Genomic DNA, 18,427 nt, shown 5'->3' with positions numbered 1-18,427 from the left:
GTAGGGAGATAAGGGGGATGGAATGTGAGTCTGTTTACAGGCTACGGCAGAACCAACCATATTGATTTCGGCGACTATGTTCATTATCCATACGGGATCAATAGAACACCGCACATTTTTAAGGTTGTAAAGAGTTTCAAATCAAATACCTATCAAGATGCACCATATATGTTTAGTTCTGAACCAAGAATCCATAAAGATGTTGTCCCTGTACTGAATATCATTCATTGCGGAATCGATGAAACCAAGGTGATAACCGTAAAGGAAAGCGACTGCATCAAGTTGGAAAGCAGTTTATCAAAATAGTTATTGAGGGAAGAGGGTGAACGGATATGCATAATTGCACATACTGCGAAGATGAAAAATTTATTGGGGATGGGAAGGCGCCATGCCCAGAATGCAACGAACAAATGACCGAGCAGCAGATCATTGAAACGCTGGCAACGAAGGTGATGGGGTGGAGTGAATTGGAAAGCATCTTCTACGAAGAAGCGAAGTCTTTCCCAGCGTTCTATCTCAGAGATACGGGTGGATGCGGTGTGGTGGAAAAGGAATCGAATCGGTACATCGACTACGACTGGAACCCACTTCAAAACATAGCCGATGCGTGGCAAGTGGTGGAGAAGTTTGGGAGCATGGAACAATTCGATATTCGCCGCATTAAGTTTATGGGACTAATACCCATAAAAATATACGACATTACACCGAAAGCAATCTGCGAGACTGCATTAAAGGCAGTTGCTTAACAAAACGGTAATTCAGGTAAGAGGGGTGTTCGGATGATCAGCGGATTTGGGGGTAAATGGAGTAAGTGGGACACATTTAGATTCGCGTTGCTGTTAATATTCGTAGCACCTTTCCTGTACTTGTTCGCACAGGGCAAGAAACTGGTCAAACGCTTGACACAACGGTGTGGAGGTCGATTCTAGCATGATGGGTATCGGTAATGAGATTGCAAAGGGGCTCTTAACGTGGTTGGCTATTTTATCCTCAGCGAACATTGCAATAGGAATATTTGTAGGGTGGTTAATCTGGGGGTGAGAGCGTGGGTCAATTAAAGCTGCTGCTCTGTCATACGGACGGGGAAACGACGTGGGGAAAGACATTCTGCCGGAAGGGTATCTATTACCCGATTGTTTCGGAGAATGAAAATTATTACTCAGTCACTACAGAACTCGCAGAGATGCACCCAATCACGAAAGAGCGATACCGGAAATGGTTCCAACTTGTAGAGGTTGAAAGGGCATATTACGAGCTCATGACTTAACTGAACACACGATTTGATAAATGGGGGAAGCTTATGTCTCTACGATGCAGCAAGTGCGGAACGGCAGTCAATTACTTCGCGCCATACGGGACAATAGTGTGGTGGGAATGCGGATGCGGGCAAAGCTGGAAAAAGGGCGATGAGAAAAAACCGCCAATCGGGATCATGCCTAGAAAATTTTGGGACGAGCAGAGGATACAAGATCTTGCCGCAGCGATGGGGAGATATATTGCAGCAAATCGTCCAGTTCCATCGGAATGGGTTGAAGAGTATAACGAACTGACCAAACGCTTGGCTTAACAATACAATCGATTTGATAAATGGGAGGAATGAACTTTGGAAGCTATTGCATGGTCGTCACTTTGTCCTGGGACATATTTCAATCACAACGGAGAGGTTATTGGAATGTCCCGAGCTCAAGAGCTAATCGCCAGCGGAAAACAACCAGTGCTCTACACTGTGTCAGATGAGTGGATTGCAGGAGCGTTGCTTGACGCGTCGCGGTCATTTGAAAATGGAGCAGAGGGATCAGATGTGTACACTGCTCCTGATCCTAACTCTAAGCGTGCGCTATACTTCCCACTCCCTTATTGCCCTAGTTGCGGAGTCAAATATATTGGACTGAAAAAACACTCTGGTAAGAATTATTGTTCAAGTCCAAATCATCACGGGAAAAGGATTGCACTCTCAGAGTGGCAGCATGAGCGCGTAGAGTTGGTATCATCCAGCTATGAGGACGGTGGACTTCGTAGTGGAGATATCGGCAAGGTGATTGATGTTAAATCAACGCACTTGCCTTCAGGACAGATTCAAGTTGACCTGCGTGTTGAATGGGAATCTGGAGCAAAGACTTGCTGGATCGGTGCTGAAGATTTTACCGAAGCATGATGGTCTATTAAACAAATCATTACGTTTGTATCCAGGGAGGGGAAGAGGTGGCAGCAGATCGATTAATTGTAACGGTTAAATCTGAATTCCGACTCTTTCGTCAACCACACAAGGTCGGGGACGTAATTCGCGTAAGGGAAATAGACCTGCTGGTTATCGGGATCGAGCGGTTTGAACTTTGGGGCTCCACATTAACAATTTGGTACACATGCCAAGACTTATCGCAAACAGATTTCATCTCCAAGAAAAATGCTTATAAACAGCCGCGCGAGTCAGTGTTTGAAGTAATCCTAAAGCATGACAGTGATCTTATAAAGTCCGTTGTGTTAGGTGTCACTCAATGGCACAAGGGACAGCTATACAAGCTGGTCGAGTACACTGATATTTCTCTAGTAGGAACGGACATTAGGATTTGCTGCATAGGCCGTCCAATTCATCCGGTAGATCGGAAAGAGGCAAAGGCGAAGCTGTTCTCAGATCGGCGGAAGAAGCTGCAACTTGAAATTTTGTAGTGACTTGTCAAAATCGACTCAAATTATTCCAAAAATTATTCCTGGGAGTGTTTTGAATGACGACTTACAACCTGTTGCTAGTGGAAGATCGTCTTTACATCCATATGGGGTGCGACGAACAAGACTCACTGTATCAATACGCATACGATGGGTTACCGAATCGCATCGAGATTGGGGAAGCAGAGATCGTCGGGACGGTGGATCTGACTCCGGAACAATTGAAGAAAATTCAGGATGAGTATGAAAACGGCGGCGAATGCGGCTGGTGCGGAGAAGTATCACGGAAGCTACGGTCGTCCCACATGTTCGACTTTGCTCCTGGACAAAAGATGTGCAAGAACTGCTGGAACCATGATCGTGGTGTTTACTTGGGAAGTTACGGGGAAGACATCGGGCCGTTTGATGAAAATGACGACAGCGTACAATGTGTTGTGTGCAGCCAGTTTGTTGAAGACTCGAAGATGCTTACAACGTATGACGGTAGTCCAGAGTGTGAAAATTGCGCTCAAGCAATGAGTGACATGGCACCGTAGAGGAGGGGAACGGGATGCAGATTGACGGTCAAGAGATTCCTGTTTACGACGACTTGGCGGACTTGTCCATCGAACAATTGCTGACCGAGACAAAACGACTTGGTCCGATCTACTCAAAACGGTTTGATTTGCAATTCGAGGAATACATGGCTATTAGAATTTATGTGGCCATCAGCATGATGATCGAGAACATTGAGCGCGGCGTAAATCGCTGGTATCGAATTGATAGTGGGAGGGAACGGGATGCAAGCAGGACGTGAGTTGGATGTGAAAGTTGCGGAGGCATTGGGGTTTCGGATATATGAAGATTTTCCGGTGTGTGCGATATACACCGGAGATACCCCAACATCGTTTCGAGTGTTCCGACCTTCGGTAGACTGGACAAGCATGGGTGTACTGGTGGAGGAAGCGAAGAAGAACGAGATTTACCTTGATTTTTCTCATACATTCAACGGCTGCTACTGCGGTTTCGCTGGAGTATTTAAAGACGGGGAGTATCAACTAGATCATAATACCCCAGCAGTAAAGGGTGCACCGCATGCTGTCTCCTTGGCTTACCTGATGGCTAAGGGAATCACTGCTTAACAAAAGAGAAATTGTGATGAATGGGGGAATTGGTCAAGTGAAGGATATCGAGAAGTTTGTGGAGGACGGCTTTCGTGAAGTGCAGGAAAAATCGAAAGCATTTGACGAGGAGTTTGCCAACACCTCAAAGCGAATCGAGGGCTTTAGGGAACAAATGAGAGACAAGAAAGGGCTGATACTGAACAAGGTAGCGGATAGCATGAAACCAGAAGATTTACGCGAAGGTGAAGTGTATCAGCACTACGGGCCAGGTGGACAGATTTTGACGAGAACAGTGCTCAAAATTGGAGAACCTGAAGAACGCATGTTGCGATACAAAAAACACGAGAACGGCGAAGAATCGCAAATTCCAATTAAGCATTTTTTGAAAATATTAAACCGTCATGGGGTAAAAGAGAAGTTGTGATGAGGTGATCGAGATGGATACTAATATCGTGATTTCAGATGTCGATGATTTGGCCGTTTTTCTCAAAAAGGTTCAGAATGAATTAGGGGTAGTTTTTGTAACAGGCATCAACAATGGAGCGAAAACTCAAAAGAAAGCTGCAACCAAGAAAAGTGATGAGCACTTTGTTGACAGCAGAAAGTTTCTTTTCGGAACGGACTTTTTGAAGGATGCGGATGTTAGACCATTTATCAAATACCAGCCAATTTACCTAGCCATATTTCCCAAAGAGCTCATTAAGGAAGAGTTTTTGAATCCTTCCGAGGAGCAGCGTGGATCGAATGAACGGTTGACACCTGAACCAATTCAGGAGTGGGTACGTCAGCAAACGGATTTACCTCCAGCAGAACGGGACGAGCTTGCAGAGGATTTGGAAAACTACTTCGTGCAGCGGCGTAATCGGATAGAACAAGAAAGAATGTGATGAGTCGGGGGTGTGGCGTTGATCGGAATGTCTGTAGCAATTGCATTATACATTGCGGTTGGATGGTTCTACTTTAAGATGCCCAAAGAATTTAAATGGTGGGAAAAGTTTCTGTTACGAGTGTTTTGGTTACCTGTCGTCCTATTCTTAGTGATTGTATTTCTCTGGTACAGATCAGATTGGATTGAGAGCATACTTCAGAAATTGCGATGAGGTGATGGACATTGGAAATATATGTTGCCTATTGTAGGTATCACTCTGATACAACCATTGTTTATGTAGGCATCGATCTGGACCGAGCAAAAAAAGAGGCCATGAAAAACGGAATTTTTGCTTATGAACACGGAGTCGAGGTCTGGAAAGACGGGGAATATGATCGGGATATTGAGATGGGGAGGGAGCCAAGTGACGATGCAAAGCATTCAGATACCTGAAAATGCAGTCCCAGTATCATTTGATGTAGCTATGCTAAAGTATCAACTCGGACATAAAGTTTTAGCTACGTCGTCAGACGGTGATACGGTGTATGCAGCTCAAACTTATGCTAAACATTGGGACAACCTTGAACAAAGCGATCGTGACTTCAAAGAGTTCAAGAAACACGGAAAGTGGTATTGGTTAATTTAACAAAATATTTCAGGAGTGAAGGTGTGGTGACAATGATGCCTGCTGGAATCCGAGACGATGGACAACACAAGACATTTGAAACGGGAGCAAAACGAGATCGAGCACCGGGAAAAGGCAGATATGACTTGCTCTCACCAATAGCGATGCAACGAATAGCAGTCCGGAGTGAACTTGGAGAAATCAAATACGGAGACGGACGCAATTGGGAAAAGGGAATGCCGATCAGTGAGTTTATGGATAGTGCATTGAGGCACATTTTTCAATACATGGCTGGCGATACTCAAGAGGATCATTTGGCTGCGGCAGCTTGGAACTTGAATTGCGCCATGCACCTTGAAGAAACGATGCCGCAAATGCAGAACATCCCTGCTCGGCAGGAACAATAGGGAGGGGATAGCTTGACTGTGATAGATAACTTTGGTCACACCTATAACGAACTGGTAGCAGAAATCAATATGTTGGAAGCCAGGATGAATGACCTACTCACAGAAAGGCGATTTCTTCTGAAGAGCATGAATTCAACAGCACCAAAAGGAATGGGCGCGGTTGACTATTCAAAAGATCGGGTGCAGTCGAACTTTGTTCCATATACTCTGGATCGGATTGTGGAACGGATGAATAAAATCGATACCATGATTCAACAGGTAGATGAGCAGCTCAAAGCAAAGCGCGAGACGTTGAGTAAACTGGACAGTATTTTGGCCCAAATGGACGGTCTTGAATACAAAGTCGCGTTTATGCGAGACAAGTTGAATATGAAATTGCACGAGATTGCTGATAAGTTGGGATATAGCTACGATCACATCCGGAGAGTATCCAGCAGAATTCAAAAGATGCCACATCGATGCCACATACAGCATAAAATTTCTAGTGTAAACTAGGTTATAGGTAGAGGTAAAGGTTGATTTTGTAACTGATATGAAACAAGGGATCGGGGATATCCTGGTCGAGTGAGGGGCCGTGCTTTCATGGTCCTTTCGCTTTTACAGAGCTTTCGCGTGGTTAAAGTATTCGCGTTACCTAGGGCGCGTCTTATCATAAGTTGCGGTACATATACTCAACCGAAAACCACGCACAACAAAATAAGAGAACGAACGACGAAGGAAAGCCGCTCAGAAATGGGCGGTTTTTATTTTTATGACGAAGGATGATGAAGATGAGGACAACAGAAGAGGTACAATTGCTATTGGATTATCTAAGAGAACTGAACAATCTATACAACTGTGGGTTCCGTGTGTCAAAGGAAATCAATAGATGTGTTAAGGAGATTGAAAAGGGGCTTGTAATACAACGTTGGGATAAAGCGAAGGAGTATCGGGTTGCTGCGGGAACCAGCATTTTTACGGAACCAGGGGATGGTAGCAAGCTATCTATAGATGAAAATTCTAAGATGATCGTGATTCCAGAATGAATGGAATGGACTGAAAGTAAAAATGGGTTGATGAGCGATGAGCAAAAGGCAACCAAGATGCAACAAGAAACAACGAGAACTTAGACGAGCAGCGCATGCTTCTATTTGGCAAGATGGATGGGATAGTGGCTATGAAATGGGTTTGCGCATAGGCAGGATGCAAGCAAGCATGGCAGATAACCCTGTTGCAGAGATTCCTGATCATCGCAAATTAGAAATGGAATGGATGAACGATTGGGCAGATAATGAAGTCAAACGATTTTTCGACAACAATCCATCGGAACGCGTTATCACGCCTTAAAGGGAGAGATTCATATATGGAGTTGATAATTGCAGCGATATCAACAATATTTCACGGGATTGTTTCGTTGGCTTTTGGTAGTCGTGTATCATATCTGGATTTTGTGCATACCCTCTATTTGTCCTGGATTGTAGGCATATTGTATTGCGCAAAACAGAAAGGTTGATATGTGGCCATTTAAAACGAAACAAGGAAAAGTTCCGGAGAAAACTCCAAAGGAAACATGTCGGCAATGTATGTTTTTCAGAGAATATATAACCCCTACAAAACTCTTGCCAGATAAGACGGTGATTCACGGAGAAGTTGACCGCTGGGAATGCGTCAGGGGAACCTTTGTTTTGAACGATCTAATTCCATGTGAACTGTTCGAGTATAACGGGCGTTGGGAGAAACGGATTTCGTTGCCACATACAAAACCTCCTCCGCCAAAATCGGTCTCAAGTGTACAAAGGCCAAAAGCTTGAACGAGTGTTAGATAAATAAAACAAATGGCGGTGGTGAATATGTAATGGCTAGAGCAAGAGACCCAAACCGAGACAAAGCATTCGAGATATGGAAACAAGCCAATGGGGATATCAAGCTAAAGGATATAGCTGACCAACTCGGCTTATCTGAAGGTACTGTCCGGGGATGGAAGAACAAGGATAAATGGGAGAAACAAAACAATGGGTCATCAGATCATCATGCGCAAACCCCTTCAATAGAAGTTGATGAACTGTATGATCAGGCTGTCAGTATTGTAGTAGAAGCACAAATGGCTTCTGCAAGCCTCCTACAGCGGCGCTTACGCATTGGATACACACGCGCAGCGAGGCTTATTGATCAGATGGAACTCAAGGGTGTTGTAGGGTCCTATGAGAATAACGAGCCTCGCAAGGTGTGGACAAAAAAAGAAACAGCACAACAGGTAACGAAGGTAGATACTGCTCCAAAATCAACGGAACGCTCCAATCAATCGGAACGGAACGCTCCAAATGTTACGGAACGCTCCAAACAGGTAATAGAACGAACCGATCCTCTACCAGAAGAAGATAACGAAGATGGGTCTCTGACTGAAAAGCAGAGGCTTTTTGTTTTGGAGTACCTTCGAGACTTCAACGCTACTCGTGCTGCAATGGCTGTCGGTTATAGCAAGAAAACGGCACATGTAATCGGTTGGGAAAACCTTAGAAAACCTAACATTCAAGCAGAAATCAGACGCCAGAAAGAAGCCAGAGTTGATGATCTTGGTATTGGAGTGCAGCGAGTCGTTGCTGAGTACATGAAAATTGCGTTCACTGACATTACGGACTTGCTTGAATTTGGACAAAAAGAAGAGCAAGTGTTGAATGAAGAAGGTAAGCCTATCCCCGATCCAATCACAGGTGATCCGCTAACATACAAGCGCAACTTCGTTTCCTTCAAGAACAGTGATGAGATTGACGGAACTGTAGTTGGAGAAGTCAAACAAGGTAAAGACGGCGTATCAATCAAGCTTCATGACAAGATGAAGGCTTTGGAGAAGCTTGAAAAGTACCTGGACTTCATGACTGAAGAACAGCGCTTGAAGGTGGAAAAACTCAGGGCCGAGGTCAAGGTATTGGAAACAAAAGAAGACGCCGAAACAACCAGTGGACTGAATCAATTGGTTGAAGCGATTACCGATAGTATTAGTAAGATAGGTGGACGCGAATGAAATTCGAAGTATTTGGCGAAAAGATGCTGCGTTTCATCCTAAATCCGATTGAGCAAGATGCTCGTATCAATATTCTAGAAGGCGCTGTTCGTAGTGGCAAAACAGTCGGGATGATTCCTAAATGGCTGAATTACCTTCTGAGTGGACCTCCTGGATTATTGGTCATCACGGGGGTATCGAAGGAAACGATTTATGACAACGTGCTACGGGATCTGTTTGACACGGTAGGCGATCATAATTTCCGATATAATCAACAGAATGGTCTGATTCGCTTGTTTGGTAGGGATATTAAAGTCATCGGTGCCAAGGATGAAGGGTCAGAGAAATACCTGCGCGGTAAGACGTTGGCAGGGGCTTATTGTGACGAGTTAACCCTGATGCCAGAGAAGTTCTTCAAGCAACTCCTAAACCGTCTCTCTGTCAAAGGCGCGAAGCTGTACGCTACAACAAACCCAGACAGTCCTTATCATTACCTTTATACCGAATACATCACAGACAAAGAAAAGCTCGATAGTGGCATGGTGAAGGTTTATCACTTCAATTTGGATGATAACCCGAACCTGGATGATGAGTATAAATCTTTCATCCGCAATGCCTATTCGGGCTTTTGGTATTTGCGAATGATCGAAGGGAAATGGGTTGTTGCACAGGGTGCAATCTACGACATGTGGGACAAAGAGTTGAACACTTTCGATGATGAGGACCTGCCACCGGGATTTAAGAGTCAGGCGCAACGCTACATTTCGATAGACTTTGGTACACAGAACGCTACAGTCTACCTTGATTGCTGGGATGATGGAGATACAGTCTGGGTACTAGATGAATATTTTTACGATGGACGAAAGGAAGGCAAGCAAAAAGAGAACTCGGAATACGCTGACGACTTCCAAAAGTTCATCGGTGAAGAGTATCCGCGCTTCGTGATCATAGACCCTTCGGCAGCCAGCTTCAAAACAACGTTACGTAATCGCGGTTATCGCTTGAAAGATGCGGAAAATGAAGTGCTCGAGGGAATTCGAATGGTATCCACTCTGATGGCTCAACGAAAATTGCGCGTGCATCGCAAAAAATGCCCAAACTTCCTAAATGAGGTTGGTGGTTATGTATGGGATGAGAAAGCAGCTTTGCGTGGTGTTGAACAACCAGTAAAGCAAAACGACCATTGCATGGACAGCATTCGCTATATGATTCGTACCATCGTAAACCCACGAAGAATGTTGCGATAAGAAGGTTCAACTTTGTATACTTATGCATTTGTACCTTCGGAAATAATTAGTGTCAGCATGCCAGAAACCGCGGCATTAAGCGATTTGCATAAATGATGTATAAATGAGAAAAAGGAAGATAACCAAGAAGTCTGTCGCATCAAGGCTTTTTTGTTTTGTGCTGAGTCCGATAGGGACTATTATGTAAACCGGATATGCATAACGTATTCATTCACACAGTTTGAGAGAAAGGAGGGAAATCATTGAGTAGACGCAAGGGAAATCGGAAGCCCAGAAACGTGGCAACGGATGCTAAACAGACTCCAAAGAAGATTGAACCTAAGCAACCTAAAGGGCTGACGACAGACGCATTTCAGAACGTCCTAGCGCGAATGGGATTCGGCACGCCTAATTTGCTTGAAGGTACTGAATATCCGATCACACGACTTTCGCAAGATTACCAACTGATGAATAGTTTGTATCGAAGCCATTGGATTGTGCGTAAGATCATCGACACGATACCTGAGGACATGACAAGGAACTGGATCAGTATTACAACTCAGTTGCCGCCTGATGAAATCAGAAAACTGGACAAGTTATGGCGTGTGAGAAGGATTCGACAAAAGATCCTTCAGGGACTAAAGTGGGGCCGACTGTATGGTGGTGCTGCTGGACTTATCATGATCGAGGGACACGAAGACATCCTACATGAACCATTGGACTACGATACGATAATGCCTGGTTCTTTAAAAGGCTTGATGATCGTTGATCGATGGTCGGGTATCTATCCCAATCCTGAATTAGTCGATGACTTAGATGATCCAGAGTTTGGATTGCCTGAATCGTATCAATTGACTCTTGACGAAGGTCAGACCTTACGTGTTCACCATAGCAGGATAATCCGATTTGTGGGTCGTGAGTTGCCATATTGGGAGAAGCTTGCTGAGGTATATTGGGGAGCATCTGAGGTTGAGGTAGTATTTGACGAGTTGAAAAAGCGAGACAACACATCATGGAACATTGCGCAGCTTATTTTCTTAGCGAATCTTCGTGTGCTGAAAATGGGTGACATGGACCAATTATTAGCTATCGGAGACGAGCGATCGCAGAAAGAGCTTTACAATACCGTTCAAGCTCAAAACTGGCTCATGTCCAATATGGGCATATATATGCTAGGTAAAAATGACGGGTTTGAAACCCATCAATATTCTTTCTCTGGCCTCAACGACATCTATGAGAGCTTCATGTTGGACGTCTCTGGATCCTGTCAGATTCCCGTTACCAAACTATTTGGTCGAGCTCCTGCCGGAATGAATGCAACGGGTGAGTCTGACATGTTGAACTATTACGAGGTGGTTCAACAGCAACAGGAGTCCACGTTAGGACCAATCATCGACAAACTCCTGCCTATTATGTGTATGTCCGAATTTGGAGCGATACCTGACGATATTGACTACGTGTTCAGCCCAATCCGTACGCCAGACGACAAGGAAATTGCGGAGCTCGCTGACAAGAAAACAAAGTCGATCATTGAGACGTACAATGCTGGACTTATCAGCCAGAAGATCGCCATGAAAGAGCTAAAACAGATGTCCGAGACAATTGGCATGTTTAGCAATATCACAGACAAAGACATCGAGGACGCAGATGAAAGCACTCATCAGGGCGAGTTGGGATTTGGTGGTGATTTAGACTATGGCGGATTTATGGGCTCCGAAACGCCGTATAGAACAAGCCTACCGACGAGCGATTCAACGGGCGTTAGTAAGTTTAGGCGAGTCCTTAACGGGATTAGAAGACGCCTCGGAAATTCTTAGGCGGATCAGGGATTACGTAAATACTCCTGGGTTCATCGAGTATGCCGAAGCAGAAGCATTGAAAATGGTTACTCACCTCTTTAGTGATGCAGGCCGAACATGGAGACAAGCTGCTAAACACAATAGCCATGGTCGAACAATCTATGAGGCTTTGCTTAGAGAGATGAACGGTCCGATTGGTATAGCTGTTCATTTTCAGGTTCAACGGAATGCTGAAATCATCCGTTCCTTGCCAATCACCTTAGCTAATCAGGTTAATGAGCATGTTCTTAGGGAAGTTCTGAAGGGAACGCGTGCTGACGAGATTGCCAAACAGATCAAGACGTATTTTCCCGAAGCAACTAAGGCTAAAGCAAACCTAATCGCTCGTACAGAAGTCAGCAAGACCTCTACAGCACTTACACAAGCTCGTGCCGAATCGGTAGGGGCTAATTGGTATGTTTGGCGGACGAGCGAAGATTCACGGGTTCGTGGCTCTCACAAGATCATGGATGGAGTACTGGTTAAATGGAATGCTCCCCCGTCTCCTGAGAAACTCGACGGACAAACTCGTACCTTTGGCAATTACAACGCTGGTGAAATCTTCAACTGTAGGTGCTATCCAGAACCTGTTATTGATTTGAGCTTGGTGAGTTGGCCAGCAAAGGTGTACTACAACGGAAGCATCCATCGAATGACACGCAAACAGTTTGAAAGAATCATGTAGGAGGGTGGTACGCCATGAGCGATCCGTCAGAATGGGATAAATTCGAAGCGCAAGTGACAGCATTGCTTTCGAAATGGCGGACAATAAATGAGGCGCATCCCGGCTATCCTGGGCGATGCATTGGAGTCTGCGTAGTGGAAATAAACGAAATTGATGTTGTAGTTAAAAGGCGAGAGCAAATCGAAAAGACCATGTGAGGTGATGATGGTGATTACAATTATCGACACCAAAAAAGTCGCCATTGAAGTGATGAACGTTATTAGCAAAAGTGGCGCAAGTATTAACGCTGCTGAATTGATACTTGATCAGGCGAGAAAATTCATTATGGCGCAACAAGTAGCTTGCGTAAATACTCCCGAAGAAACAATGGATTCTAGTTCAGAATCGAAAGCAGTATGAAAAAATCGCGTAAGGACTTCGGGGGAAATCCTAAACGGAGTGTAAAGACTTATACAATCTTATGCATACGCCGTTTACCATAATGCAGGTTATCGGACGCAACGATAACACAAAAACGTTGATATGACGGCGTTTTTTTAGTGGTGTATTTTTATCGGTTATTCATCGTTTATGCAAACGTTGATATAGCGCGGTTTTAAGAGATTTTTATCAGGATTATTTCCCGTCGATAACGAACATTTATACATCGTTTATGCAAATTAGGAGCCTTGAGAAAGCTTCTTTTTTTATTGCCTGAAAGGAGGTGAAAAACCTTGATAAATTTTACGAAAACAATAGATAGCGTGGAACAAACATTTGAATCTGCGTCCATTCTGCAAGTAATTACAGGAAATGAACAACAAAGTCAGACTTCAAGCAATAACAATTCAGAAGACACTTCAAAACGAGGTGTTGAGTCGTGAGAGCTTATTACGGATCGCGTTTTAGTCCAAACATGACAGAAACTCCAGAGGGTTTCCTGATCTGCCATAACGTGCCGATCGCACGTACTGGATGGTACGAATACCTAGGTGAAGAGGTTGGAGCTGACGACCAAAAAGGAATGATTGTGAAGGTGTATCGCAGCCCTGATGAGGTGTTCAGTTCGACATCTATTGCCAGCTTTGAAGGAAAGGTCCTCACTGACGATCATCCAGCTGAAGCTGTGGCACCAGATAACGCCACTCGTTATGCAAAAGGTGTTGTACAAAACGTCCGGCAGGGTTCTGGGGAAAACAGTGATCTACTGTTAGCTGATCTAGTCGTTTACGATCAAACCTTGATCAATGAAATCCAAGATGGCAAGCGAGAGGTTTCCTGTGGCTATGATTGTGTCTATTTAGCTGCTGAGGACGGTACATATCATCAGCAGCAAATACGCGGTAACCACGTCGCTGTCGTGAAACACGGGAGAGCTGGAGACCGTGTTGCAATAAAAGATTCCCAATCCCAATCGCTTGAAAATAATTCAAATCCGAAAGGAGATACAGGCATGAAGAAAAGACTCGCATTACCAAAGAAGCAATCACGTGTAACTGACTTTCTAGCTGCAATTGGCTTGAAAGCATTCGCAACTGATGCAGAACCTGAAGAAATCAAAGAGGCGGTGGACGCGCTCGTAGAAGAGAGAGGTGCAGAAGACAACGACCCAGGGGAAACAACTAGTGAGTCAGTAGCTGATAACCAGGACCCCGCTGTTACTGCACTAGCTGATCAAGTTGCCAAGCTGACGGAGCTCGTCACTGGTCTTGTCCAAAACAATGCAAGCAAAGACGAAAAACCAGAGGATGCAATCGACCAAGCTATTGCTGCGATCGAAAAGGAAAATGGCTCTGATGCTACTGACGACGAAGAGGAAAGCCACACGATTCCTGTTGAGCATATGGACGAAGACGGACCAGTGTCCAATCCAGAAGACCGACCAAAAAGCGCATTGACTGGCGATAATGCCTATAAAATTGAGGCTTTGAAGGCGATTAAACCAGTTATCGCAGCTATCACCGATCCGGCGGAAAGAAAAAGAGCTGCTGACGCGGCGATTGCAAGCATCAAAGGTAAACCAACAAAGAATACTTATGCCGCAATCAAACCGAAGAAAACGGCCGTAGACAATAAACCAACAGTTGATCTTGCACAACTTGGTCGTGAAATCGCAAAGAAATACAACCCACATTACATGGATCGCTCCTAGAAAGAGCGAAAGAAAGGATGAATAACTGATGCCAGGTAAAGTAATTGGAAAATCTCTCAATCTTGGTTATCCCGGCAGTGTTTCTAGAAGTGTTGACGCTATCATCACGAGCCGAATGGTCAAGGAAACAGATACTAAAGACATCAATTTTGGGGAAGCCGTGGTCTTGAACAGCGACAATACCTACTCCAAGTTCGATGCTGATGGAACTGCTGCTAAATTCGCTGGTGTAGCAGTACGAGAAGTCAAACAAACTACGGACTATTTTTCTTCTCAAGCTTCCTATAAACCAGGTCAACCGTGTGACATTATCGAACGTGGATCTGTGACTGTTGTGTGCAACGCAGGTACTCCAACGGCAGGTGGCGATGTCTATGTCCGAATCGCAGCCAACGCTGCTATTCCAACTGGTGTAGTTGGTGGATTTGAAGCAGCTGCTGACGGGACAAACACCGTCAAGTTGGTAGGAGTTAAATGGAAAACAGGTAAAATTGACCCGAACAAGGTCGCTGAGATCACAATTCTGTCGCGGAACAATCCGTAAGGGGGATGAAATTAAATGACTACACCTAAAGCACCTATGGCAAGAAAAGTACACACAATTGATGGCCTTGCGCCATCTTTAATGACAAATGACGCTGCTATTGGCACAGGGATGGCATTTCTGGTCGGCGAGTTAGAAAAACGCGATCCACGCCTTTTGGAACCGCTTAGCAGCGTTACGTGGATGCGCGATATCGTATCCAGAACTGGTGGTGGTTGGGTGGATTTCACTTCCAACCAATTCGTTGATTACGCAACAACAGGAGGAAACGATGACGGCATTATCGGCGGGGAAACCAACGATATTCCAGTCATGCAGGCTAACGCGACCAAGGACGTTTACAAAGTTTTCAACTTTGCGAACATCCTGAAGGTTCCCTTCGTTGATCAACAGAAGTTGCAGAATATCGGACGTAGCCTAGATGATATCTTAGACAAGGGTATCCGCCTGAATTACAACAAATCTATTGATAACATCGTGTATACAGGTGTTCCTCGTGCTGGAGTATACGGTCTGGTGAACAGCCCAGATATTACAGCGGCAGCCGTGGCTAATGGCGTGTCAGGTCAATCTAAATGGAATCAGAAAACACCTGATGAAATTCTGTCGGATGTAAATTCAATCATAACGGCAACATGGGCAGCCTCAGAGTACGATTTAACAGGTATGGCGAACCACATCCTGATTCCGCCACAGCAATACGCATACATCGTTGGTACAAAAGTAAGCGAGGCTGGTAACGTATCCATCTTGCAGTTCCTGTTAGATAACAACATCGGCAAAAATCAAGGAATCGAACTTACGATTGCTCCGTCTCGCTGGTGCGCTGGAGCAGGTACAGGTGGAACTGATCGCATGGTCGCTTATGTCAACGATGAAGACCGCGTGAATTTCGACCTTACAGTCCCACTAAGCCGTGTAATGACACAAACACAAGTTACAGAAATGGCTTATCTAACCGCTTACGCTGCTCAGATTGGACAAGTTAAATTCTTGTATACTCAATGCGCTCGCTACGGCGACGGGATTTAAGGAGGACAAACAATATGCTTATCTTTTCGAAAAAGGCTTTTCAATTTGACCATCCAGCAGGCCAAGAGCCTGCTGTCGTGGTACGTGCTCATGACTTTACTGAGGTACCAGATTGGGTAAAGAAATCCTCCATGTTCAAACTCGCAAGCCAAACAAGTGACGTTACAGTGACAGAAAGCAAGCAGTCTGTAAAAGATGCAGAAGCTGGCACCAGAGCAAGGAGTGCAGCGGAGAGAAAAGCCGAAGAACAGGCCCAAAAAGAAGCAGAATCGAATACAACTGCTGAGACTGAACAATCACAATCTGAACAACAAAAATAAAGTAGGTGAGCCCATATGTCGATCGCAAATGATGGCAATATGAGTGCTGCTGGAATCATCGGGATTGCTTCCAATGTAAGAACCGGGACCAATCCCCCGTTTACTTATAATGACTTTACCACCATGTATCCTCAGTTCGGGCCAGATGCAAACGGGAAAACAGTTATTCCCCAAGAGATTGTGCAAATGTACATTGATCTAGCCAATGCTTGTATCCTGGAAGCGCGATGGAATGCATACTGGAAAGTCGCTATGGGGTGGTTTATCGCCCATTTCCTCACTCTCTATGCACAGGGTACAGCCGACCCGAATAGTGGGGCTGCGGGTGTATTAAAAGCCGGAGAATCAAGAGGATTGATCACTTCTAAATCTGTTGGAGATGTCTCTGTAAGTAGAGACTATTCATTCCTCGCAAATGATCTAGATGGTTGGGCAGCGTGGAAACTTACTACCTTTGGTCAGCAGCTTGCGACAATTGGGAAAATAGTCGGAAAAGGCGGCATGTATGTGTATTGAGGTGATACATCATGTTTAGTGCGTTCTCCCAAGTGACGACTGGCATTGATAAAACCAATGAGATCAAGAAAGCTTTAGACGAGTTGGCGAAAAAGCAAGTATATGTAGGGATTCCTGAAGGTTCAGAGAGACCTGAAGAACACGGGGAACCAATCACAAATGCTCAGTTGCTCTATATCCATTCCCATGGCATTCGACAGAGAGTTATGCGGGAGGAAATGAACCCTGCTGTGGAAAGTGGCGAGATGTCATATAGCAAGGCGTATCAATTATGGATACAGACTCATGGTTCCCCACTTTGGCAATCTCCTCCACGTCCAGTTCTTGAGCCAGCTATCGAGCATAACAAGGACGCCATCGCTGGACAGTTGAGAAATGTGTTGCAAACTGCTCTGAATGGACAGGACCCACAACCGGAATTGGTGAAGGCCGGGTTAATGGGCCAAAACTTCGCTCGAGATTGGTTCACTAATCCCGTAAATGGTTGGGAGCCAAATGCACCATCAACAATCAAGAAAAAAGGCAGCGATAGACCTTTGATAAACGAGGGAGAAATGCGTAAAGCCATTACCTTCGTTATTAAGGAGGGATAGTGTGCTCAACGTCAGTGAAGTCATTACTGACCCTGATTTTGCCCAGACGTTCATCGTCCATCGCAAGTCTAACGAATGGATCGCTGGACGTCCTGAAGAAACTGAAACAATCATCACAATGTTGGGCGTAATCACCGTGGCAGATGCAAAAACTTTGGAGCAATTACCAGAGGGTGACCGCGCAACCGGTATGATGAGTTTTTACGCAACTGTCTCCATCAATACCACCAACGAAGAAGGTACATCTGATCAAATCGAATGGCGTGGGGACAGGTACAGGGTGAAAAAAGTATTCCCTTATGGTGATTATGGCTATTGGAAAGCTGTTGCCGAACGAATGGCTGGTGATTAAATGGCAGACAGTGTACTTCAACTCTCAGATATCGAGAACATCTTCTGGAATTGCACAATTCAAAACCTTGGACTCGATCCAACAGCTAAAGAAAGTCAAAAACGAATCCGCATAGGATACCCGACAGAAGGTGCGCCTGCTTGGAAACGCACGGATAATGTCGGGTTTATTCTTGTGACGCTAGCTGATGATCCGATCGTACAACAAGCAGAAATCTCATACACCAAAGCAACCGAAACAACCGCGACACGATCAGCAAGTTATACACGAGTAATTCAAGTGTCGTGGACCTTCTATGGTCCAAGTAGCTTTGACGATGCTGATAGAATTCGCAACAGCTTGCATTTGAAGCCCGAAACGTTCGCGCCGTTGGCGTTAGTAACAAACGTTTCCGCACCATTTCGCTTGCCTGAACTGTTTGCGGGACAATGGTGGGAACGCACGAACTTTACCGCGCAATTTAATGAAAAAGTCGTCCGTTCGACGGAAGTTAACTACATTCAGTCTGCGGATATTCAAGTCATACCTAACAAGTGAGGTGGT

The 18,427-nt window shown here is 44.9% G+C and carries 30 protein-coding genes; all 30 read left to right on the top strand.

What is annotated here, in order from left to right:
* Window positions 1-24 precede the first annotated feature (24 nt).
* The 30 genes from HP398_RS29815 to HP398_RS29675 all read left to right on the top strand — a co-directional run bounded on the left by HP398_RS29815 (window position 25) and on the right by HP398_RS29675 (window position 18,421).
* Window positions 25-306, top strand: coding sequence for a hypothetical protein (locus HP398_RS29815; protein WP_173624421.1), 282 nt, complete (start codon window positions 25-27; stop codon window positions 304-306).
* A 104-nt stretch (window positions 307-410) separates the two neighbouring features.
* Window positions 411-746 (top strand): BC1872 family protein, encoded by a 336-nt coding sequence (locus HP398_RS29810; protein WP_173624420.1) that lies wholly within the window; start codon window positions 411-413, stop codon window positions 744-746.
* Between the two features lie 299 nt (window positions 747-1,045).
* The gene (locus HP398_RS29805) at window positions 1,046-1,267 is read left to right on the top strand and encodes a hypothetical protein (RefSeq protein ID WP_173624419.1); all 222 of its coding nucleotides are present in this window, start codon (window positions 1,046-1,048) and stop codon (window positions 1,265-1,267) included.
* A 33-nt stretch (window positions 1,268-1,300) separates the two neighbouring features.
* Complete coding sequence (locus HP398_RS29800; RefSeq protein WP_173624366.1) at window positions 1,301-1,567, top strand: hypothetical protein; 267 nt, start codon at window positions 1,301-1,303, stop codon at window positions 1,565-1,567.
* A 105-nt stretch (window positions 1,568-1,672) separates the two neighbouring features.
* A complete protein-coding gene (locus HP398_RS29795; protein ID WP_173624418.1) occupies window positions 1,673-2,155 on the top strand; it encodes a hypothetical protein in 483 nt (160 codons plus the stop codon).
* Between the two features lie 47 nt (window positions 2,156-2,202).
* Window positions 2,203-2,667 (top strand): hypothetical protein, encoded by a 465-nt coding sequence (locus HP398_RS29790; protein ID WP_173624417.1) that lies wholly within the window; start codon window positions 2,203-2,205, stop codon window positions 2,665-2,667.
* Between the two features lie 56 nt (window positions 2,668-2,723).
* The gene (locus tag HP398_RS29785) at window positions 2,724-3,200 is read left to right on the top strand and encodes a hypothetical protein (protein ID WP_173624416.1); all 477 of its coding nucleotides are present in this window, start codon (window positions 2,724-2,726) and stop codon (window positions 3,198-3,200) included.
* 14 nt (window positions 3,201-3,214) lie between these two features.
* Window positions 3,215-3,460 carry a hypothetical protein gene (locus HP398_RS29780; RefSeq protein WP_173624415.1) on the top strand — a complete coding sequence of 82 codons (246 nt, stop codon included), beginning with the start codon at window positions 3,215-3,217 and terminating at the stop codon, window positions 3,458-3,460.
* The gene (locus HP398_RS29775) at window positions 3,444-3,785 is read left to right on the top strand and encodes an acylphosphatase (protein ID WP_173624414.1); all 342 of its coding nucleotides are present in this window, start codon (window positions 3,444-3,446) and stop codon (window positions 3,783-3,785) included. Before HP398_RS29780 ends, HP398_RS29775 begins: the two co-directional genes overlap by 17 nt.
* Window positions 3,786-3,801: 16 nt before the next feature.
* Window positions 3,802-4,191, top strand: coding sequence for a hypothetical protein (locus HP398_RS29770; RefSeq protein WP_173624413.1), 390 nt, complete (start codon window positions 3,802-3,804; stop codon window positions 4,189-4,191).
* A gap of 13 nt (window positions 4,192-4,204) precedes the next feature.
* Window positions 4,205-4,654 carry a hypothetical protein gene (locus tag HP398_RS29765; RefSeq protein WP_173624412.1) on the top strand — a complete coding sequence of 150 codons (450 nt, stop codon included), beginning with the start codon at window positions 4,205-4,207 and terminating at the stop codon, window positions 4,652-4,654.
* Between the two features lie 405 nt (window positions 4,655-5,059).
* Window positions 5,060-5,281, top strand: coding sequence for a hypothetical protein (locus tag HP398_RS29760; protein ID WP_173624411.1), 222 nt, complete (start codon window positions 5,060-5,062; stop codon window positions 5,279-5,281).
* 32 nt (window positions 5,282-5,313) lie between these two features.
* Window positions 5,314-5,667, top strand: coding sequence for a dATP/dGTP diphosphohydrolase domain-containing protein (locus HP398_RS29755; RefSeq protein ID WP_173624452.1), 354 nt, complete (start codon window positions 5,314-5,316; stop codon window positions 5,665-5,667).
* A 12-nt stretch (window positions 5,668-5,679) separates the two neighbouring features.
* Entirely contained in the window at window positions 5,680-6,162 is a 483-nt protein-coding gene (locus HP398_RS29750; RefSeq protein WP_173624410.1) for a hypothetical protein, read from the top strand.
* 275 nt (window positions 6,163-6,437) lie between these two features.
* Window positions 6,438-6,692, top strand: a complete 255-nt coding sequence (locus HP398_RS29745) for a hypothetical protein (protein ID WP_173624409.1) — start codon at window positions 6,438-6,440, stop codon at window positions 6,690-6,692.
* A gap of 37 nt (window positions 6,693-6,729) precedes the next feature.
* Entirely contained in the window at window positions 6,730-6,993 is a 264-nt protein-coding gene (locus tag HP398_RS29740; protein WP_173624408.1) for a hypothetical protein, read from the top strand.
* Window positions 6,994-7,501: 508 nt separating this feature from the next.
* Window positions 7,502-8,668 carry a terminase small subunit gene (locus HP398_RS31315; protein WP_173624407.1) on the top strand — a complete coding sequence of 389 codons (1,167 nt, stop codon included), beginning with the start codon at window positions 7,502-7,504 and terminating at the stop codon, window positions 8,666-8,668.
* Complete coding sequence (locus HP398_RS29730) at window positions 8,665-9,894, top strand: PBSX family phage terminase large subunit (protein ID WP_173624406.1); 1,230 nt, start codon at window positions 8,665-8,667, stop codon at window positions 9,892-9,894. Before HP398_RS31315 ends, HP398_RS29730 begins: the two co-directional genes overlap by 4 nt.
* 242 nt (window positions 9,895-10,136) lie before the next feature.
* Window positions 10,137-11,690 carry a phage portal protein gene (locus tag HP398_RS29725; protein ID WP_217368960.1) on the top strand — a complete coding sequence of 518 codons (1,554 nt, stop codon included), beginning with the start codon at window positions 10,137-10,139 and terminating at the stop codon, window positions 11,688-11,690.
* Window positions 11,691-11,754: 64 nt separating this feature from the next.
* Window positions 11,755-12,396, top strand: coding sequence for a phage head morphogenesis protein (locus HP398_RS30745; RefSeq protein WP_217368959.1), 642 nt, complete (start codon window positions 11,755-11,757; stop codon window positions 12,394-12,396).
* Between the two features lie 14 nt (window positions 12,397-12,410).
* On the top strand, window positions 12,411-12,593 hold the full coding sequence (locus HP398_RS29720; protein WP_173624405.1) for a hypothetical protein: 183 nt from the start codon (window positions 12,411-12,413) through the stop codon (window positions 12,591-12,593).
* 4 nt (window positions 12,594-12,597) lie between these two features.
* A complete protein-coding gene (locus HP398_RS29715) occupies window positions 12,598-12,795 on the top strand; it encodes a hypothetical protein (protein WP_217368958.1) in 198 nt (65 codons plus the stop codon).
* A 460-nt stretch (window positions 12,796-13,255) separates the two neighbouring features.
* Window positions 13,256-14,527 carry a DUF2213 domain-containing protein gene (locus HP398_RS29710; RefSeq protein ID WP_173624403.1) on the top strand — a complete coding sequence of 424 codons (1,272 nt, stop codon included), beginning with the start codon at window positions 13,256-13,258 and terminating at the stop codon, window positions 14,525-14,527.
* 28 nt (window positions 14,528-14,555) lie between these two features.
* Window positions 14,556-15,071, top strand: a complete 516-nt coding sequence (locus tag HP398_RS29705; RefSeq protein ID WP_173624402.1) for a structural cement protein Gp24 — start codon at window positions 14,556-14,558, stop codon at window positions 15,069-15,071.
* A gap of 36 nt (window positions 15,072-15,107) precedes the next feature.
* Window positions 15,108-16,103 carry a DUF2184 domain-containing protein gene (locus HP398_RS29700; protein ID WP_173624401.1) on the top strand — a complete coding sequence of 332 codons (996 nt, stop codon included), beginning with the start codon at window positions 15,108-15,110 and terminating at the stop codon, window positions 16,101-16,103.
* Window positions 16,104-16,117: 14 nt separating this feature from the next.
* A complete protein-coding gene (locus HP398_RS29695) occupies window positions 16,118-16,423 on the top strand; it encodes a hypothetical protein (RefSeq protein ID WP_173624400.1) in 306 nt (101 codons plus the stop codon).
* Window positions 16,424-16,438: 15 nt separating this feature from the next.
* Complete coding sequence (locus tag HP398_RS29690; protein ID WP_217368957.1) at window positions 16,439-16,939, top strand: DUF4054 domain-containing protein; 501 nt, start codon at window positions 16,439-16,441, stop codon at window positions 16,937-16,939.
* 11 nt (window positions 16,940-16,950) lie between these two features.
* Window positions 16,951-17,532 (top strand): hypothetical protein, encoded by a 582-nt coding sequence (locus tag HP398_RS29685; protein WP_173624399.1) that lies wholly within the window; start codon window positions 16,951-16,953, stop codon window positions 17,530-17,532.
* A 1-nt stretch (window position 17,533) separates the two neighbouring features.
* Complete coding sequence (locus tag HP398_RS29680; protein ID WP_173624398.1) at window positions 17,534-17,884, top strand: hypothetical protein; 351 nt, start codon at window positions 17,534-17,536, stop codon at window positions 17,882-17,884.
* Window positions 17,885-18,421, top strand: a complete 537-nt coding sequence (locus HP398_RS29675; protein ID WP_173624397.1) for a phage neck terminator protein — start codon at window positions 17,885-17,887, stop codon at window positions 18,419-18,421.
* Window positions 18,422-18,427: the final 6 nt, after the last annotated feature.

Source organism: Brevibacillus sp. HB1.4B, assembly GCF_013284285.1.
GTDB lineage: Bacteria > Bacillota > Bacilli > Brevibacillales > Brevibacillaceae > Brevibacillus > Brevibacillus porteri.
This window is presented reverse-complemented; position numbering and strand designations above follow the sequence as displayed.

Bases quoted from the DNA above. Each gene is read 5' to 3' on its own strand.
- HP398_RS29780 (WP_173624415.1), top strand. From the start codon at position 3,215: ATGCAGATTGACGGTCAAGAGATTCCTGTTTACGACGACTTGGCGGAC.
- HP398_RS29800 (WP_173624366.1), top strand. From the start codon at position 1,301: ATGTCTCTACGATGCAGCAAGTGCGGAACGGCAGTCAATTACTTCGCG.
- HP398_RS29775 (WP_173624414.1), top strand. From the start codon at position 3,444: ATGCAAGCAGGACGTGAGTTGGATGTGAAAGTTGCGGAGGCATTGGGG.
- HP398_RS29740 (WP_173624408.1), top strand. From the start codon at position 6,730: ATGAGCAAAAGGCAACCAAGATGCAACAAGAAACAACGAGAACTTAGA.
- HP398_RS29715 (WP_217368958.1), top strand. From the start codon at position 12,598: ATGATGGTGATTACAATTATCGACACCAAAAAAGTCGCCATTGAAGTG.
- HP398_RS29685 (WP_173624399.1), top strand. From the start codon at position 16,951: ATGTTTAGTGCGTTCTCCCAAGTGACGACTGGCATTGATAAAACCAAT.
- HP398_RS29755 (WP_173624452.1), top strand. From the start codon at position 5,314: ATGATGCCTGCTGGAATCCGAGACGATGGACAACACAAGACATTTGAA.
- HP398_RS29770 (WP_173624413.1), top strand. From the start codon at position 3,802: ATGAATGGGGGAATTGGTCAAGTGAAGGATATCGAGAAGTTTGTGGAG.
- HP398_RS29745 (WP_173624409.1), top strand. From the start codon at position 6,438: ATGAGGACAACAGAAGAGGTACAATTGCTATTGGATTATCTAAGAGAA.
- HP398_RS29695 (WP_173624400.1), top strand. From the start codon at position 16,118: ATGCTTATCTTTTCGAAAAAGGCTTTTCAATTTGACCATCCAGCAGGC.
- HP398_RS29690 (WP_217368957.1), top strand. From the start codon at position 16,439: ATGTCGATCGCAAATGATGGCAATATGAGTGCTGCTGGAATCATCGGG.
- HP398_RS29810 (WP_173624420.1), top strand. From the start codon at position 411: ATGACCGAGCAGCAGATCATTGAAACGCTGGCAACGAAGGTGATGGGG.
- HP398_RS29705 (WP_173624402.1), top strand. From the start codon at position 14,556: ATGCCAGGTAAAGTAATTGGAAAATCTCTCAATCTTGGTTATCCCGGC.
- HP398_RS31315 (WP_173624407.1), top strand. From the start codon at position 7,502: ATGGCTAGAGCAAGAGACCCAAACCGAGACAAAGCATTCGAGATATGG.
- HP398_RS29795 (WP_173624418.1), top strand. From the start codon at position 1,673: ATGTCCCGAGCTCAAGAGCTAATCGCCAGCGGAAAACAACCAGTGCTC.
- HP398_RS29730 (WP_173624406.1), top strand. From the start codon at position 8,665: ATGAAATTCGAAGTATTTGGCGAAAAGATGCTGCGTTTCATCCTAAAT.
- HP398_RS29765 (WP_173624412.1), top strand. From the start codon at position 4,205: ATGGATACTAATATCGTGATTTCAGATGTCGATGATTTGGCCGTTTTT.
- HP398_RS29675 (WP_173624397.1), top strand. From the start codon at position 17,885: ATGGCAGACAGTGTACTTCAACTCTCAGATATCGAGAACATCTTCTGG.
- HP398_RS29720 (WP_173624405.1), top strand. From the start codon at position 12,411: ATGAGCGATCCGTCAGAATGGGATAAATTCGAAGCGCAAGTGACAGCA.
- HP398_RS29785 (WP_173624416.1), top strand. From the start codon at position 2,724: ATGACGACTTACAACCTGTTGCTAGTGGAAGATCGTCTTTACATCCAT.
- HP398_RS30745 (WP_217368959.1), top strand. From the start codon at position 11,755: ATGGTTACTCACCTCTTTAGTGATGCAGGCCGAACATGGAGACAAGCT.
- HP398_RS29700 (WP_173624401.1), top strand. From the start codon at position 15,108: ATGGCAAGAAAAGTACACACAATTGATGGCCTTGCGCCATCTTTAATG.